Below are 18,252 nucleotides of genomic sequence, written 5' to 3'. Positions count from 1 at the left end.
TTTATTGTTTGTTTGTCGCAGTCCTGATGCGATACAAATAATAAACAAGCTTATGCTAAATATAGCCACAATATAGTGGTCCAGGGAGAATCAAATGTTAAATAATAAAGTTTCAAAAGCAGTTCGCTTAGCGCTTGCTTTTGGTACCGCTTCAACAGCTGCGTTTTCTGTAAACTCTTATGCTGCTGAAGAAGAAGCAGTTGAAAAAGTTGAACGTATTGAAGTTACAGGTTCACGTATCAAACGTACTGATATCGAAACTGCAAGCCCAGTACAAGTTACAACAGCTGAAGAAATCGAAGTAGCTGGTTTCACTCGTGTTGAAGACATGATGAATAGCTTGCCTCAACTAGAAGCTTCAAGCACTGCATTCCAATCAAATGGTGCGTCTGGTACTGCTACTCTTGATTTACGTGGTATGGGTTCACAGCGTACTCTAGTACTTATCAACGGTCGTCGTATGCAAGCTGGTGGTATCTACAGCCAGTCTGCTGATATTAACCAAATTCCAGCTGCACTTATCAAACGCGTTGACGTTATGACAGGTGGTGGTTCATCAACTTACGGTGCTGACGCGGTAGCGGGTGTTGTAAACTTCGTGATGGACGATCAGTTCGAAGGTTTTGAAGTTAACATCGGTTCAACTGCATACCAACACGACAACGATAACGAATACATCCAAGGTTTAATGGATGACCGTGATTTTGATTACCCTGATGGAAGCTCAGGCTTTGACGGTTCATCGTTTGATTTCTCTGCTACTTTAGGTGGTTCATTCGATAGCGGTAAAGGTCACGCTGTAGGTTATTTCACTTACAACAAACAAAACGAATTACGCCAAGGCTCACGTGATTACTCTTCATGTGCTCTTAATGCTGCAGGTACAGCGTGTGGTGGTTCTGGTAACGCAGTTAACCCTAACTTCTATATCTCAGGTGTAACTGACACAGGTGCATTTGATTGGGATGATTACGATTACTGGACACTTGGTTCTGATAGCAGCTTCATTCCTTCAAGCGGTAACGTTTATAACTACGCACCAGTAAACCACTTTATGCGTCCGGATGAGCGTCATACGCTAGGTTTATTTGCTAACTATGAAGTAAATGACAACTTCCACCCGTTCATTGAAGCTATGTTCATGCGTGACCGTACTTCTGCGCAAATCGCAGAGTCAGGTACGTTCTTCGATACAAACTATGTAATCGATTACGATAGCCCGCTTCTCACAGATGCACAGCGTCAAAACTTAACTGATCGTTTCGGTTTAACTTCAGGTGACCAGTTCGCTACTTACATTGGTAAGCGTAACGTTGAAGGTGGCCCACGTGTTAACCAACTTGAGCATAGCTCATTCCGCTTAGTACTAGGTAGTAAAGGTGAAATCAGTGACCTTTGGTCATATGAAGCGTTCATGCAATATGGTTCAACTTCTTCATCTTCTGCATACGAAAATGACTTCTTCGGTCCTCGTATCAGTACTGCGCTTTCTGCAAATGGTGAAGATTGTGCGGCAACAGATGGCTGTATTCCTTACGAAGTATTCACATACCAAGGTGTTTCTGCTGAAGCAGCTGGTGCATTGACTGGTACTGCGATTCTTAACGGTGTTACTGAACAGTTCATCGTAAGTGGCTTCGTTACAGGTGAATTTGAATTTGGTCTTCCTTCTTCAGATTACCCTCTTGCTGCAGTATTCGGTGCTGAATACCGTGAAGAAACATTCGGCCGTACAGCGGATGAAGTTTACGCACAAGGTCTATTACTTGGTCAAGGTGGTCCTACTAAGAGCCTTAACGGTGAGTACGATGTAACTGAATTCTTCGGTGAGTTAAGTATTCCTATCGTTGAAGGTATCACTGGTGTTGAAAGCCTGTTAGTTGACTTAGGCTACCGCTGGTCTGATTACAGTACTTCAGGTTCAGAGCCTACTTATAAAGTAGCAATGAACTGGGACGTAACTGAGAACTGGAAAATCCGTTCAAGCTACAACCGTGCTGTTCGTTCTGCAAACAACGGTGAGCTATTCGCTCAACAGAGCCAAGGTTTATGGGCAGGTGTAGATCCATGTGCGACTGCAACTCCAGAACTTAGCCAAGCAGCTTGTGCTAACACAGGTATTACAGCGTCTCAATACGGTAACGTAGGTAAGAGCCCTGCAGATCAGTATAACGGTTTCTTCGGTGGTAACCCTGATCTAAGCCCTGAAATCGCAGATACAATCACTCTAGGTGTTGTTGGTAACCCATTTGAGAGCTTTAACTTCTCAATCGATTACTGGGATATCGACCTTGAGGATGCAATCGGTGCAATTGACCCAGAGTTAATCGTACGTCAGTGTGGTCTAACAGGCGATGCTCAATTCTGTGATAAGATTGAACGTACTCCTGGTAGCGGCAGCTTATGGATTGGTTCTGGTCAAGTTGTAGCAACAAACACTAACTTAGGTAACATTCATTTTGAAGGTATCGACTTAAGTGCTAACTATGACATGGAAATCGGCGGTGGTACACTTGCAACTAGCCTAATCGGTACTTACATGATGACTAAAGAGTATGAAGATATTCCAGGTGTAAGTGAACCGTATGACTGTGTTGATACACTAGACAATGGCTGTTTCCCACAACCAGAATGGCGTCATGTTCTTACTGCAAGCTACGACACTGGCAGCTGGTGGAAAGCTACTGCTAAATGGCGTTACTTCAGTGCAGTTAATGACTACACAGGTTCTGACACTTTAGTTGAAGACGGCATTGGTTCACAAAGCTATCTTGACCTTAAAGGTTCATTCACTATCAATGACTACACTCGTGTACTTGTTGGTGTGAACAACGTACTAGATAAAGAGCCACCACTAGTAGGCGGTACATTATCTACAAATGGTAACGCAGTTGCTGGTTACTACGACACTCTAGGTCGTTACTTCCACGCAAGCGTTTCATTAAAATTCTAATTTGAATTAATTAATGTATGATAAAGCGAGCTTCGGCTCGCTTTTTTTATGGGGAAGCTTTTTTATGGGGAAACAATGACATCAGAACAACACGCGTTTACCCAAGCTGTTGCTTTACTTCAGCAAGGTAAAGTTAGCCAGGGGATAGAATTATTAAAACCGTTAACACAGAACAATGAGTTTGCTGAAAAAGCGTTACAGATCCTTTTCAAAGTTGCTATGCAGCAACAAGATACTGAAATAGCCATTGCCTATTGCCAAAAACTGGTATCGATAGCTCCAAAAAAGTTTGATTATGTACTGACCTTAGTACAATTAAGTATAAGTTGTGGTGAGTTCAAAGTTGCAAAAAGCGCGCTATTACCTTTATATGAGACAAATCCGCAGCAAGCTGATATTTGCTTTCAGTTAGGAAAAATAGAAAGAAAGCTTGATAACCACGATTCAGCTATGCGCTTCTTTGAACAAGCTCTAACATTATCTGAGCAGTTTAAAGCACCCGCTTTAATAGAAATTGCTTTTATGCATAATGAGCAATTACATCAACCCGATGATGCCGTACGTTACTTACAACAAGCGATTAGTCATGATGAAAATAATCTTCAAGCTCACTTTTCATTGGCAAATATTTACGAACAGCTTGGTGATAAAGAGAAAGCGAAAAAAGGTTTTCAACAGGTTTTAAAAATAGATGCATTTAATGCGATGGCTCAAGCAAGGTTGGCCGATATTGAAACCTTCACTGAGCGCGATGCAATTGACTATGAACAAGCAAGCTTAGCCATTTTAAAGCGAGAGTCAGATGACATAGCGTGTGCTGATATTTATTATGCACTTGGTAAGGTATTTAATGATTGTAAAAACTATCAGAAAGCTTGGCATTATTATGTAAAAGCTAATCATTACAATAAAAAGTATTTACCAGTCTATGATCGCCAATCTGTTGAGAAGATTACTGACTACACCTTAGCTCGTAATATTGCTCTGCAAGAAGCGAATAGTTCAATAACACCCATTATAATTTGTGGTATGTTTCGTTCTGGCTCAACACTAATTGAACAAATCATCAGCTCTAACGAGCAAATAGCGGCAGGTGGTGAAATTGCCTATTTACATTCATCGTTATTCAATTTGATTGGCGATGAAAAGACACTAGTTAATAAGGTTAAAGAGCCTGAATTTATTGATGGTTATAAAGAACAATTAACTTTAAGAGCTGAAGGTGCGCTTTATGTAACAGATAAACGCCCTGAAAATTACCTTTACTTAGACATTATCAAGCAGCTCTATCCAAAAGCTAAGATTATCTGGACAGAGCGAGATATTAAAGACAATAGCTTGTCAGCTTTTTTCCAGCATTTGGGTCCGAGCTTAAACTATGCTGTATCCCTTAGTGATACTCTACATCACTATGAGCAGCAGCAACGTATTAAGTCACATTGGCAGTCGTGTTTCAGTAATGATATTTTTACCCTGAATTACGACCAGCTCGTTTGCTCACCCGAGCAGATTTTAGAACAGCTGTTTCGCTTTCTAGGGCTTGAATATACTGATGAAGCCCAGCGATTTCATAATAAATCTGGCACTGTAAGTACAGCGAGTGTATGGCAGGTTAGAAAGCCACTTTATAAGTCATCCTCAGGACGATTTGCAAATTACCTTGAACACATACAGGCCGATGAAAAATCCTACCAAGATGCCAAAGCGCTGTTAAATAAGTAATTGGTAATAAAAAAGACCATTCATTAGATGGTCTTTTTTATTATTTTAAGGGCATGATATCACATGGAATAGTTAGCCGAGGGCTAGTGCTTTTTAGTTGGTATGTACCATGCCAAATATAGCTTGGAAATATAATAATTTGACCTTCCTCAGGGCAGATTTCACGAGCTATAGACTCACGCTCACCTAAGTTAAGACTGGTTTCTCCTAGCTTAAGCCAGCCATTTTTAGTTTCATCATCTTTACTCATCTCATTAGGAATAGAAATATAACTCGGCGCTGATAACCAACCTTGAGGGTGGATATGATTAGCATGAAAACCGCCTTCTTCTAGTTTCACCGACCAACTACCTCTGGCAACAAAGCGTTTATGATTTCGCGCTAATAGAGGGTGGTTAGCATCCTCTGGTAGCTGCATCAGGTATTGATTAATGCATTCATTCATAGATGACTTAAATAAATCAATAAGTTGGTTTGAACGGTGTAACAAGTGACCTTGTGTTTGGCTGCCACTGCGCACACTTTGATCTAATGGTTGGAGTTTATTTGTGTGAAGGCTGATCATTAGCTCCTGCAACTGCTTATTAAAATCAGCAAAGGTCTTAAAGCCAGGCGGAGCAGGTAGCTCCATCACTTTAACGAATTTATCTAGGTCAGTTAACCAGTGATATTTATCATTATTTGATAGTCGCCAAGCAATACTTAAATATGCCCAAAGCTCTTGGTTGTGTGGATTAAATTTTACTGCGGTTTCTAAATGAGAGATCGCTGAGCTGTAATCGCCTTGTTGTATGTAAAAGTTCGCTAAATCAATACAGTAACGAGCATTTTGTGGGGCTGCTTTAACTAGTTGCTGAAGGAGTGAAAATGCTTTTTCTTCGTCACCTGTTCTATCTAGAATTATACTGTGTGCATGATGTAAATCTAAATTTTGTGGATGGTTTCGTGTTGCATCACTGCTTACTAATAATGCTTCTTCCAGCTTATCTAGTTGCAGTAGTTGGCCAATTTGAGAGTGGATCAGAACAGGGTTTGCATCATAATTTTTGAAAGTTTGAGCATATGAACTCATTAATTGACTCTGCGAGTGTTCCCAGTAAAGCTTGTTAAGACTTTCATGCGCTGGTATATAGTTAGGAGCAAGTTCTAAGCATGCCTTAAGGTGAGCTTGTGCTTGTTCATATTTCTGTAAATCATAGTATGTACAACCAACTATGTAGTGCAACTCGGCGCTTGGTTGCTGTTTTAAAAGCATTTGCAAAAGCGCTAAGGCCTCGGCAAATTGACCTAAATTTCGATAATTACAAGCATGTTTATAAACGAAATGAAATTGCCCCTTTAATTGATCTGGTAATTTTGTTTGAAAATACTCTTCGATACGTTGTAAGTCACCAAAGCGCTCGAAAAGTTCTAAAGTGAGCCAATGGTAACGAACGAATGTGTTCTGCGAGGGCGATGTTTTGCTCAATAAATGTTCGGCTTTTAATAATTCATCTTGATTAATTAGGCTTTCAATGTAATTAAGTCGTGGCTTTTCGAGTGATAAAGAAGCTGTCTTGTATTCACAAAACTGAATACACTCTGCATACTTTTTTTGTTTACAAAGTAGATTTGTGTAGTTGTCTAAAAGGCCAACATGATTGCTAAATTGGCTAAGGCCTTGTAAATAACACTGCTCTGCTTCAATAGTTTTGTTTACAGCTGATAAACATAAGCTATTTAATGTATACCAATCGGCGGTTTTATTTGTATGTAAAGAAAGGAGTTGTAATGCCTGCACATATTGTTGTTGATTGAATGCGTGCAAAGCTCTTTGCAATGAATTATTCACTCGTACACCCTGTTTTTGCTTTATGTTAACAGGGCGTACAGTAAAGTAAAATATTACTCTTGATTTACATCAAGGTCTTTGATTTCTACAGTACCTTTAATGCGTTCTCTTTGTTTATAAAGCTTGCGAATTTTCTTCCAAACTTGTGGTGGGTATCGACCAAATTGAGCTAGCCGCTTCGTTAAGGGATCGGTGATATAGCTTCCGTCTGCTGCACGATATCCATATGTCATTCCTCCTATACCCTCTAGCGCGGCCCTGTTAATAGCAGAAGAGGCGCCATAGGCTCTATGCGTGCGATATAAATCCACGATATGCCAATCATCTATTGTAAGCTTAAACCCTTTAGATGACTCTACAGCATCTTTTAAAGAGCCATTAGTATAGTGTTCAATATGAGACTTTAAATCTTGCTCAAAGTCGTCAAACAAGGCTTCTGTTTGCTGGTAATAGACGGATAGGTAAAGTCTATCTTTCCCTTTAATTTGCATACCTCGGTTAGAATTAACAAATTCCTCACCATTGTCTGCTAGTTGGTAATACACTTTGCTTCCTACATAGGCCTCTGGGCGAAGATTTGGGCTGCCGATATTCCCTTGATGAAAACCGTACATTACAATCGGTTTACTTTTGCCAAACTTTTTAAAGACAATGTTGTGTTGTATGTCATTTAAAGACAGGCTATGTCCCATAACAGTAATAAATTCCTCATCAAGTAATGAATTATCACCAAATAATAAATCTTCAGTACTGAAGATAGGGTAGTGCTCAATGAGTTTCTCTAATAATGCTGTGGTATATAAATTTAACCAATAAGCCAGTTGCTCAGATAAAACGAGCTCATTGAGTGGGATTTGTTCAGGAACTTGTTCAAGGCTCAGACGTATTTTTTTAAAACCAGTTTTCAGGTTTGCTTTTACAACTTCTTCATAATAAAAACGATTTGCTTCTAAAGCTGTATCGTTATTTTTGTGTGCTCGCGTACGTGTGCCAATGCCTGATTGGCCTTTTCGAAAATCTCGGTCTGAGCGGCCTAAGTCAATAACAGTGATTTTAAGTAACTGCTCTAAATCACCATAAGATATTGTTAAATCACTATCTAAGCCGAAATCGGCAAATTCTTCAGGTAAAGTGTCTAGTCTTGCTGAGGTTTGTGCAGTAAAGAAAATTGCGGTTATTAATAAGAGTGGTTTAAGCATAGCGAACTCCCTGTTCAGAAAAAGCCACCCGTCACATTCTTTTGACGAGTGGCCTTCTTATTTTAATTGTTTGAATCAAGATCCTTAATCTCAACAGAGCCACTGTTGTCTTGGCGCTTCAAGTTAAGTTTTTTGATTTTCTCTAACATTTCAGGAGAAAAACGACCAAAATCCATGGTGCGCATCATAATTGAATCTGTAATATGACTCACATTAACCGCTCCAATACCCGAGCCACTACCTTCAGGACCGATTGGTACAGCTGAGTTGCTTACAACTGCATTAAGCATTGCTGCAGGGTTAGTTGATGCAGATCCGCCATAGTCACGGTCGGTACCATATAAATCAGTAATACTCCAATCTTCGATATCAACTTTGAAGCGTTTGGCGTATTTAACACCGCTTTTCATTTGACCTTCAGCGTAGTCTTCTAAGTGCTCACGTAAGTCACTTTCGAAATCTGAAAATAAAGACTCAGCTTGCTCATAATATTTAGATACATAAAGGCGATTTTTACGCTTAATTTGCATGCCTCTATTTGAGTTTACAAATTCCTCACCATTTTCAACAAGTTGATGGTAAACCTTGCTACCTTTATAAGCTTCATCTCGAAGGTTTGGGCTACCAATGTTACCTTGATAAAAGCCATACATAACTATCGGCTTTTTTTTACCAAATTTTTCAAAAACAATTTTATGTTGAATATCATTGAGTGAAAGTTTGTAACCGGCAACGGTTAAAAACTCATCTTCTAAAATCGAGTCATCACCAAATAGAAGGTCTTCTGTATCGCGAATAGGGTAGTGTTCAATTAATTTTTCGACCATGGCTGTATTATAGAGGTTAAGCCAGTAAGCTAACTGCTCGTCTAGGCTTAAATCATTCAGCGACACTTCGCTAGGTACCTTCTCCAAGCTAACTCTAATCTTGTGAAAGCCATCCTTTATCTCTGATTTAGTAACACCTTCGAAGAAAAAACGATTGGCTTCAAGCGCAGTATCGTTGTTTCTGTGCGATTTCATGCGGGTGCCAATGGAGGATTGAGATTTGCGAGAGCTTCGGTCTGACATCCCCATGTCGATAACAGTCATTTCAAGTAAGTTATCAAGGTCCTCATACGAAATTTTAATATCTCGATTAAGGCTAAAGTCTGAAAATTCTTCTGGTAGTTCATTTATTTTTGCATACGAAGAAAGTGAGCAAAACGTAAATGCAATTAGTAATAATTGTTTAAACATGATTTTTCCTTGTTGTTTTAACAATCTTACTATCAGTGATTGTTACAGTTTTTTCAAGTTTATAGGTACCGAATTTGTTCTGGTTTTACTTGTTTATCTTCAGAAAATATAAGGGGTTAAATGTTTTTCTGTACTTTCCGTTAGTTATTGCTAGTTAATAGAATGTTCATTCTGTTAACTTTTGCATCATTTTGTCCTTTTTCTACATGTATGAATCATTTTGACCATGTTTGTTGTGGTTTCATCTTAATTGTAAGGTATTAAAATTTTATTTTTTTATTTTTAAAGATAAAAAATGCCATTTATCAGCGTTAAGTTTTATTGCTAAATATGCAATTGTTGCTGGGTTTTGCTTTAGTACCTATATCAATACTAAAAAATTAAATTCTTTTTGACCTTTGTAACCTGTTGTAAATGTTGCTGTGTCTATTGTATTTAAAGGGGTTTGAAGGTGTTAATTATGTTTTATTATTATGGTTAGTGTTTTATTTATTGTTAAAAATTGAACTTTTGAGTTAGCGAAGTGTTGACCTTTAAGAGTGGCGAGTATTATTATCAACGCTCAAAATTACTGCCTAATATGCATTTTTTTTGAATAACTATAAATATTCCATGAATAACATGGTCCAGGGAGAATCAAATGTTAAATAATAAAGTTTCAAAAGCTGTTCGCTTAGCGGTCGCTTTTGGCGCAGCTTCTACAGCTGCATTTTCTGCAAGCACATTTGCTGCAGATGAAGAAAACGCAGAAAAAGTTGAGCGTATCCAAGTTACTGGTTCACGTATCAAGCAGGTAGATCTTGAGAACAGCTCTCCAGTTACTGTTTTATCAGCGGCAGAAATCAGCCTTTCAGGTGAGCCTACAGTTGCTGACGTTTTAAATAACCTTGCTTCTAACTCTTTCGGTTCTTGGAAAGGTGTATCTGGTTACGGTGCTGGTGGTGCAGCTTCTTCTAACATTAACTTACGTGGTCTTGGTTCTGACGCGACACTTGTATTATTAGATGGTCGTCGTATGCCTGGTACAAGTTCATCTTCTGGTTCATCGGCTGATACATCAATCATCCCAATGGCTGTTGTTGAGCGTGTTGAAATCCTTCGCGATGGCGCATCAGCTGTTTATGGTTCATCTGCAGTTGCTGGTGTAATCAATATCATCACTAAAAAAGACTTTGATGGCGTTAGCGTAAAATACGATTACGAAGTACCTAAAGTTGAAGGTGGCGAAAGCAAAACTTTCTCAATTACTTCAGGTTACACATCTGAAAAAGGTAACATCATCTTCACGTATGAAAACTCACGTGACAATGCAATCTTCGACAAAGAAATTTGGGCGATGGACGATCCAACTTACGGTGCGTACAGCGGTTATAGCCATGTTCCAAACTACCGAATCGGTGGTGCGGGTAGCTATATCTCTAACCCTGAGCTTTGTGACCAAACAGCTGACGTCGTAAATTCTATGGATGAGAACGGCGTTGGTGGTTGTTTATACAACTACGGTAACGTTACAAAATTCTACCCAGACGTAGAAAACAACTCATTCTTAACTAACTTTAACTATGAATTGACTGACAACATTCGCTTTGTTGGTCGTGCAATGGCAAGTTTCAACGAAACAAACTCTCGTTACGCAGGTACGCCAGTATCTACCGGTGCAGTTTGGATGGATGCTGACAACCAATATAACCCAGAAGATGAAGATATCCGTCTTTACATGCGTTCTGTGCCAATTGGTAACCGTGATACAAAAACAGAAGTTGTAACTACAGACATCGTATTAGGTCTTGAAGGCTTCACTGATATTGGTAATGGTTTTGATTGGGAAATCAACTATCAAAACAGCATCTCTAAAACAAATGTTTTTGGTAGCAACCTAGTTAATGACGTAATGTTACAAAGCGCAATTGACTCTGGTGAATATGATATTCTTAACACTACTGGCATGAGCTACGAAGAGTGGAATACTCAACTTACAGACTTATACCAATATGCAGCGCATACAGGTACTTACGAAGGTCGTTACGAAAGCCAACAAATTGATGGTTTAGTGTCTACTACATTCGTTGATAACGGTGATTTCGTTATTGCTGGTGTTGTTGGTGCAGAATTTGAAGAAATTGATTTCACTCAAGTATCTGACCCTGAGTCTGCAAATGGTTTCATCTCAGGCGGTTCAGGCGGCGATGACGTATATGCAACTCGTGACCGTACTGCTGCATACATGGAAATTCAAGCAAGCTTACCTTACGAAATTGATGTAACTGTTGCTGGTCGTTATGAGAAATACGAACAGTCAGGTATGACTAACCTTGGTGAAAAGAGCACTACATTTGATAAAGTTGTTCCAAAAGTAGGTGTTACTTGGCGCCCAACTGACACATTATTAATCCGTGGTTCTTGGGGTGAGTCTTTCCGTGCTCCTAACATGGGCGAAATGTTCCAGTCTTATGCATTAAGCTTCCCAACTGTTCGTGATACAGCATGGTGTGATGCTAACCCTGGTCAATCATTAGAAGGTTATTGTTCTGACGCTGGTGAGCAAGTAGCGACATGGTTCGGTGGTAATGCAAACCTTACTGAAGAAACGGGTGACTCTACGACGCTTGGTTTCGTATGGGATATCGTTGATGGCTTAGCAGTAGAATTAACTTACTACGATATCAGCTACGAAAACCGTATCGATGACGTAAGCACAACTGAACTTCTACGTATTGAACAAGAGGAAGGTGGTTTAGGTTCTACACCAGATGCTATCGACCGTGCTAATGGTACTGGCCAAATTGATTACATCTACACAGGTTATATCAATAAAGCATCACTACAAACGTCTGGTTTCGATTTCTCAACTCGCTATAAGCATGAAACTAGCTTCGGTGACTTTGGCGTAATGCTAAACGTTTCAAAAGTTATGGAGTTTGAAGAAAAAGCTGATAAAGATGCAGAACCGTTTGATTATGCTGGTCTTCAAGATTACCCAGATTGGAAAGCTGATTTAGGTGTTAGCTATTCTTATGAAGATTACAGTGCTTCTTGGACTATGTTCTACGTAGGCGCTCAAGAGTCAGGTAACGAAGAGTGGGGTGTTGATTACCTTGCTGACGTTCCTTCATACTTCAAGCATAATGCTCAGTTCACATACACTGCACCAACAAATACTAAAATTTCTGTAGGTGTTAACAACGTATTTGATAAGAAAGCACCTTCTTGGTATGACGGCTTCCGTGATTACCGTGATTCAAGCTGGTCATTATACGATCAAACAGGTCGTTCAATGTACCTTCGTTTAGAACAAAAATTCTAAGCTAAAATAATTAGTATAAGCTCTTAAAACCCTGCTGTAGCAGGGTTTTTTTATGCAAAGTACTAAGTTATAAATAACCCAAACATTTATCGTCATAATTAAAGGGAATATTAAAATGAAAATAATATGGTTTTTACTTTTGAGTAGTTTGCTCAGTTTATCTATGAGTGTCGGCTCCAAAACGCAAGACATCCCGATTGAGGACTTCTTTAAAACACCTAAATTTTCTAATTTGCAACTTTCTCCGAATGGGAAGTACCTTGCGGTTTTATCGCCAATTAACGAGCGTAGAAATATTGTTGTAATGGAAGTTGATGGCTTTAAAAATGCGAGGCCAATAACAAAGTTTGATGAGCAAGATATCAATAGTTTCTCTTGGGTGAATAATGATGACATTATTTTTACACTAGACAGTAATGGTAATGAAGCATTCAGTATTTATACAATTGATGCCCATAAGAAACGTGCGAAGGTCGTGCAGTTAGTCGGATCAAAAGTTGGCGCATCAGGTATCCGCTCTGCATCAGTTGTGCATTTATTACCAGATGATCCAAAGCATATTCTGGTGCAATATAACGGCCGAAACATTGTTGCTCCAGATTTATATAAACTGCCAATCGACAGCCGTTGGGATCGTAAACACGAACGTAATTACAAGATGGACTTACTTGCAAAGAACCCTGGTAACGTTCAGGGTTGGATGCTTGATCATGATGGTGAGGTACGTGGCGCTTTAACGATTGAAGGTTTAAAAGGTACTCTACTTTATAAAGGAAAAGGCGAAGAAAAATTCAGAGTATTACGAGAGTACAATGCCGAAGAGGCAAATATTGAACCATTGGCATTTGATTTCGATAATAAAACGTTGTTCGTCGCTTCTGATTTAGGTCGTGATACCAAAGCTGTTTTTTATTTCGATCCAGAAACGAATAAGTTAGGCGAACAAATTTTTGCCCATGATAACGTTGATGTTACATCGCTTAGCTTTTCGAGAAAGCGTAAAAAGCTTACTTCAATTAGTTTTTATGACAAATACCTTGAAGAAGTATACTTCGATGAACAGACTGCAAAAATGATGACCTCATTAAAGCAGGCATTTCCCGATAAAGTTGTGACAATTACCAGTCGCTCTGATGATGAAGTGCTCAATATTGTCTATGCAGCGAGTGACACTGATCCCGGCCAATATTATTTATTCAATAAAAATGACAATAGCTTAAAAGCATTATTAAGCCCAATGTCATGGATAGATCCTAAAGCGATGTCGCCGATGCAGCCTATCGAATTCAAAAGTAGAGATGGTTTAACATTAAATGGTTATATCACAATTCCTAAAAACTCGTCGGGTAAACAGCTACCTCTTATCGTAAATCCACATGGTGGTCCCTTTGGAATTCGAGATTATTGGGGATTCAATCCTGAAGCCCAGTTTTTTGCAAGTAGAGGCTATGCCACAGTCCAAGTTAACTTTAGGGGTTCTGGCGGTTATGGTCGCAAATTCCAGCAAGCGGGCTATGGTGGAAAATGGGGCGCTGAAATGCAAAATGATATTACAGATACCGTTAAATATTTGGTTTCAGAAGGTATCGCAGATGCGAATAAGGTCTGTATTTATGGCGCGAGTTACGGTGGCTATGCCACAGTAGCAGGCCTTGCGTTTACACCTGAACTTTATAAATGCGGAATAGATTACGTTGGCGTAACAGATGTGTCTTTATTATTTGATACATTACCAAAGCATTGGGAGTCACAACGTGAAGTGCTTGAAATGCAGATTGGTGATCCATCTGATGAAGCCCTAATGAAACGAATGTCACCGTTGCAACATGTTGATAAAATTAAAGCGCCACTAATGATAGTGCAAGGTGCGAAAGACCCGCGCGTAGTTAAGCAACACGCAACTGATTTACGCGATGCACTGGCAAAAAAAGGAGTAATTTTGTCAGATGATGAATGGATAATGAAAGAAAATGAAGGTCATGGCTTCCAGAAGCAAGAAAATAAAGTTGAGCTTTACACAAAAATGGAAAAGTTTTTGGCTAGATATTTGAAATAATAAATTATCAAAAAAATATAAAAAACCCAGAAATTAAGGCTCGAACCTTGTTCTGGGTTTTTTATTGTTTCGAATATATAAACCAATGTGAAATATATGTAATCAAATTTTTCTTTAATTTTATATACACTTGAAACTTAAAATTTACATTAAAAAACAATGGTTAAAAAACTGTTGACCAAAAGTTGTCCCTAATATTAGTATTTAATTCCCTTATGGGGTACTAGTACCTCTTTAGGGGGTAAAATAAATTAATAAAGTCATAACATGGATATGACCAGGGAGAATCAAATGTTAAATAATCAAGTTTCAAAAGCAGTTCGATTAGCGATTGCTTTTGGTGCAGCGTCAACTGCTGCATTTTCAGCTTCGTCTTTTGCTGCTGATGAAAATGGTGTAGAAGAAGTTGAACGTATCGCCGTAACAGGTTCACGTATTAAACGTACAGATTTAGAAGGCTCAATTCCAGTAACCGTTATTGACCGTGCATCAATCGACTTTTCAGGGCAAACGTCAGTTTCTGATTTGATCCGTAATACTAGCTTTAACTCAGCAGGTTCATTCCGTCCTCAATCTGGTAGTTCAGCTCAAGGTGTTTCTCAAGTTAACCTACGTGGTTTAGGAGCATCACGCTCTTTAATCCTAGTTGATGGTCGTCGTCTTCCTAAGTCACCTTCAACAGGTAACTCACAAGACTTAAACTCAATCCCGATGGCTGCAGTAGAGCGTATTGAGATTTTATCTGATGGTGCTTCAGCTGTTTATGGTTCTGATGCAATTGCAGGTGTAATCAATATTATTACTCGTAAAAACTTTAATGGTGTTGAGGTACGTCTAGGTGCGGGCGATGTGAGCCTTCCAGAGGAAGGTGGTGATCGTGAGGAAGGCTCAGTTGTTTTCGGTGCATCGAGCGATAATGCATCAGTGATTGGTGGCGTTTCTTGGAATAGCCGCGATATTATTTATGAACATGATTATCCTTGGGTTCAACCTGGTGCATCTAGCTTTGGTGTGAATGCTTTAAAGGAAGCAGGTTACAGATCGATCATTTCTCAAGAAGAATGTGACAGCTTAGAAAACTTCATGTATGGCTCAACGGGTGCCTGTGGTTACAACTTCAATGCTACCAATGCTAATGAAGCATCAACAGGTAACCAATCTGCTTTCCTAAAAGCAGAATATGAAATTAATGATGATTGGAAAATCTTCTCGCATACTCTTGTTTCTAAGACAAAATCATTTGGTCGATATGCACCTTCTTTAAATGATGCAGGTGATGCAGCCTTCTTATCTGATGATAGCCCTAACAACCCTATTAACCCAAATAGCCCTTTTTATGATGCAGAGTTTGCGAGCTATATGGCTGATAAGCGAGCTGGTGAAATTGCCAATGGCGATGATCCAAGCTTAGTTGAAATCCGTCACCGTTTTGCTGCACTAGGTAACCGTGATAACAACGTAGATAACTGGTCTACTGATTTCTTATTCGGTGCTGAAGGTTCAATCGGTGATGTTTTTGTTGATTTTGGTGCACGTAAGACTAAAACGAAAACATACGAAATCGGTCGCAACTACTTAATGGGTAGTAATGCGCGTGCTGCAATGGATAGTGGCGCTTATATGTTAAATGACCCATTTGGTTCTCGTTTTACAACAGATACTGAAAAGAGCGATTATCAAGAGCTTTTAAGCGGTCTTAAAGTAACCACTTCTCGTATTGGTGAATTCAATCAAGAAGAACTATTCGCGTCAGCATCGTTTGATGTAATGGAAATTGGCGGTGGTATGATTCAAGCGGTAGTTGGTGCTGAATACCGTAAAGAAGAGTATCAAGATACTTATGATTCGCTTTCTGAAGCTGGTCAAGTTGGTGGTTCATCAGGCAACAGTGCGGGTGGTTCTCGTGACGTTAAAGGTGCTTATTTCGAAGCATTATTCCCGTTAATGGAAGATCTTGAGATGACTCTTGCTGGCCGTTATGATGAATATTCTGATTACGGTAGTGATTTCTCGCCTAAAATCTCATTTAAATATGACGTAATGGAAGGTTTAGTACTCCGTGCATCATACGGTGAAGGCTTCCGTGCTCCAACACTTGATATCACGACTGCTAAGCCAGCTCCTGATAACCCAAATGTTAGCGATGATCCTTCATGCTTAAACTTTGGTCTTGAAGCAGGCTGTGATGTTCAAGTTAACGCAGTTACTCTTGCTAACCCAGAAATTGGTTCTGAAACATCTAAACAAACATCATTAGGTTTAGCGTATCAACCAACAGATTGGTTAAACTTCTCTGCTGATTATTATGATATTGAAATATCAAATATGATCCGTTTCTTTGGCGCAACAACGATTCTTAACCGTGAGCAAACAGGTGACCCAATTCCTGCAGGCTTAGGTGTTGAACGCTTAAGCAATGGTGGTATTGATCTAATCACTCAAGGCTATGCAAATGAAGGTAGCTGGTCTATCAATGGTTTAGACTTAAATTTAAATACTACCTTTGATTTTGGGGATGCGGGCACATTCAAGCAAACTCTACAATGGAGTCACCAGTTTGAAAGCGTAGTAGATGGCGGTCGTAATACACTGAAAGATCCAGGTGAGCCACAAGATCGTGCAGTACTAAACAATACTTATACTTGGAGTGATTTTGACTTTGTATGGAATATCAATCTAATTGGTAAGCAATATGAAGACGTTACTCAAAATGATGATGGTTCTCTAGATAAGACAGGTAATATTGCTACTTGGGTAACACATGATTTGCAAGTTACATATAACATGTCTACGGGTACGCAGATCTCTCTTGGTATGCAAAATGCCTTTGAGAAAGAGCCGCAATTAAGCCCATTTGGCGGTCGTAACTATAACTTTGATTTATATGACGCATACGGACGTATTACATACCTTCGTTTCCGTCAATCATTCTAAATAAAACAATATGAAAGGTGGGCTTTAGCCCACCTTTTTTTTGGGGGAGTAAGTGTGAAACATTGGGACTCATATTGGTTATCTACTGAGACTTTAAGTAGTTTTGCCCAAAGTAATCATAAGGATGGTTATCAAGGAGATGTTTTATATTTTTGGAATGGTATTTTTGAAGAATTTCAAAATTCAGCGAGTCTTTTAGATATAGGTTGCGGAAATGGTGCTTTGGCCGTCTTGGCTGAGCAATATCCAAAGAGATTTGATATCACGGCGATTGATGCTGCTAAAATAGATCCTATCAAGCATTTTACTAACAATGAAAAAGTTGCTGCTTCATTAAAAAATATCAAATTTTTCAGTCAAATGGATTGCGAGAAGTTAAACTTTGTCGATTCGTCTTTTGACTATCTTATTAGTCAATTTGGCATTGAATATTCAGACATAAAACAATCTCTTTCTGAAGCTAGTCGAGTTCTTAAAAGTAATGGTGAAGTTATCGCGCTAGTTCATCATAGAAACTCTTTCATAACACAAGATTGTCAGCAAGGAATTAAAGTTCTCTCACAATTCATTAGTAAAGACGGGCTCGCGTATAAAGTTAAAAGTTTTGTTGAGTTCTGTAGTAATTATCGTCGACTAGAAGAGCCTACGGCACAAGAACAAAATGAATTCTTAGCAAAAAACGAAAACTTATTACAAGATTTCAAAAAAGTGCAAATTGATTTAAGTTCAGAAGTTGAACAGGATTGGTTTGGTCAACTCGCAAAAAACTTTATACCGATGATAGTAAATTGGAGAGATGCTTCAATGCATCAAATTGAAAATCTAATAGAGGAACTTATTAATTATCAATTAAGAATAAATGAGCAAATCAAAGCTTCTTGGAGTGAAGATGAAAGAAAGGCAATTATTACTAATATGAGTTCAGATTGGAAAAAAATTGAAATCATTCCAAAAGAGATTGATGGAGAGTTGTTCTGTTGGGTACTAAGAGCTAAAAAGCGATAGTGAAACTATT

9 protein-coding genes are annotated in these 18,252 nt (G+C 38.9%); 6 read left to right on the top strand and 3 right to left on the bottom strand.

Annotation, left to right across the window (positions count from 1 at the left end; all coding sequences use genetic code 11):
- The first annotated feature begins 94 nt into the window (after positions 1–94).
- Both HUS62_RS12400 and HUS62_RS12395 read left to right on the top strand, forming a co-directional pair.
- Complete coding sequence (locus HUS62_RS12400) at positions 95–2,953, top strand: TonB-dependent receptor domain-containing protein (RefSeq protein ID WP_175079762.1); 2,859 nt, start codon at positions 95–97, stop codon at positions 2,951–2,953.
- 75 nt (positions 2,954–3,028) lie between these two features.
- The gene (locus HUS62_RS12395) at positions 3,029–4,675 is read left to right on the top strand and encodes a sulfotransferase (RefSeq protein WP_175079761.1); all 1,647 of its coding nucleotides are present in this window, start codon (positions 3,029–3,031) and stop codon (positions 4,673–4,675) included.
- Positions 4,676–4,715: 40 nt separating this feature from the next.
- On the opposite strand, the gene HUS62_RS12390 is transcribed toward HUS62_RS12395, so the two are convergent.
- The 3 genes from HUS62_RS12390 to HUS62_RS12380 all read right to left on the bottom strand — a co-directional run bounded on the left by HUS62_RS12390 (position 4,716) and on the right by HUS62_RS12380 (position 8,943).
- A complete protein-coding gene (locus tag HUS62_RS12390) occupies positions 4,716–6,506 on the bottom strand; it encodes a putative 2OG-Fe(II) oxygenase (RefSeq protein ID WP_175079760.1) in 1,791 nt (596 codons plus the stop codon).
- A gap of 53 nt (positions 6,507–6,559) precedes the next feature.
- Positions 6,560–7,705, bottom strand: coding sequence for a DUF547 domain-containing protein (locus HUS62_RS12385; protein ID WP_175079759.1), 1,146 nt, complete (start codon positions 7,703–7,705; stop codon positions 6,560–6,562).
- Between the two features lie 62 nt (positions 7,706–7,767).
- Complete coding sequence (locus tag HUS62_RS12380; RefSeq protein WP_175079758.1) at positions 7,768–8,943, bottom strand: DUF547 domain-containing protein; 1,176 nt, start codon at positions 8,941–8,943, stop codon at positions 7,768–7,770.
- Between the two features lie 640 nt (positions 8,944–9,583).
- Between HUS62_RS12380 and HUS62_RS12375 the strand changes: the two genes are divergently transcribed.
- The 4 genes from HUS62_RS12375 (at position 9,584) to HUS62_RS12360 (ending at position 18,242) form a co-directional block, all read left to right on the top strand.
- Positions 9,584–12,247 (top strand): TonB-dependent receptor, encoded by a 2,664-nt coding sequence (locus tag HUS62_RS12375; RefSeq protein WP_058583747.1) that lies wholly within the window; start codon positions 9,584–9,586, stop codon positions 12,245–12,247.
- A 115-nt stretch (positions 12,248–12,362) separates the two neighbouring features.
- Positions 12,363–14,303 (top strand): S9 family peptidase, encoded by a 1,941-nt coding sequence (locus HUS62_RS12370; protein WP_175079757.1) that lies wholly within the window; start codon positions 12,363–12,365, stop codon positions 14,301–14,303.
- A gap of 291 nt (positions 14,304–14,594) precedes the next feature.
- On the top strand, positions 14,595–17,237 hold the full coding sequence (locus HUS62_RS12365) for a TonB-dependent receptor (protein WP_175079756.1): 2,643 nt from the start codon (positions 14,595–14,597) through the stop codon (positions 17,235–17,237).
- Between the two features lie 54 nt (positions 17,238–17,291).
- Positions 17,292–18,242 (top strand): class I SAM-dependent methyltransferase, encoded by a 951-nt coding sequence (locus HUS62_RS12360; RefSeq protein WP_175079755.1) that lies wholly within the window; start codon positions 17,292–17,294, stop codon positions 18,240–18,242.
- Positions 18,243–18,252: the final 10 nt, after the last annotated feature.

Source organism: Pseudoalteromonas sp. 0303 (assembly GCF_013349995.1).
Taxonomy (GTDB): Bacteria; Pseudomonadota; Gammaproteobacteria; order Enterobacterales; family Alteromonadaceae; genus Pseudoalteromonas.
Note: the sequence above shows the minus strand (reverse complement) of the source record. Positions and strands in the feature narration are given on the sequence as shown.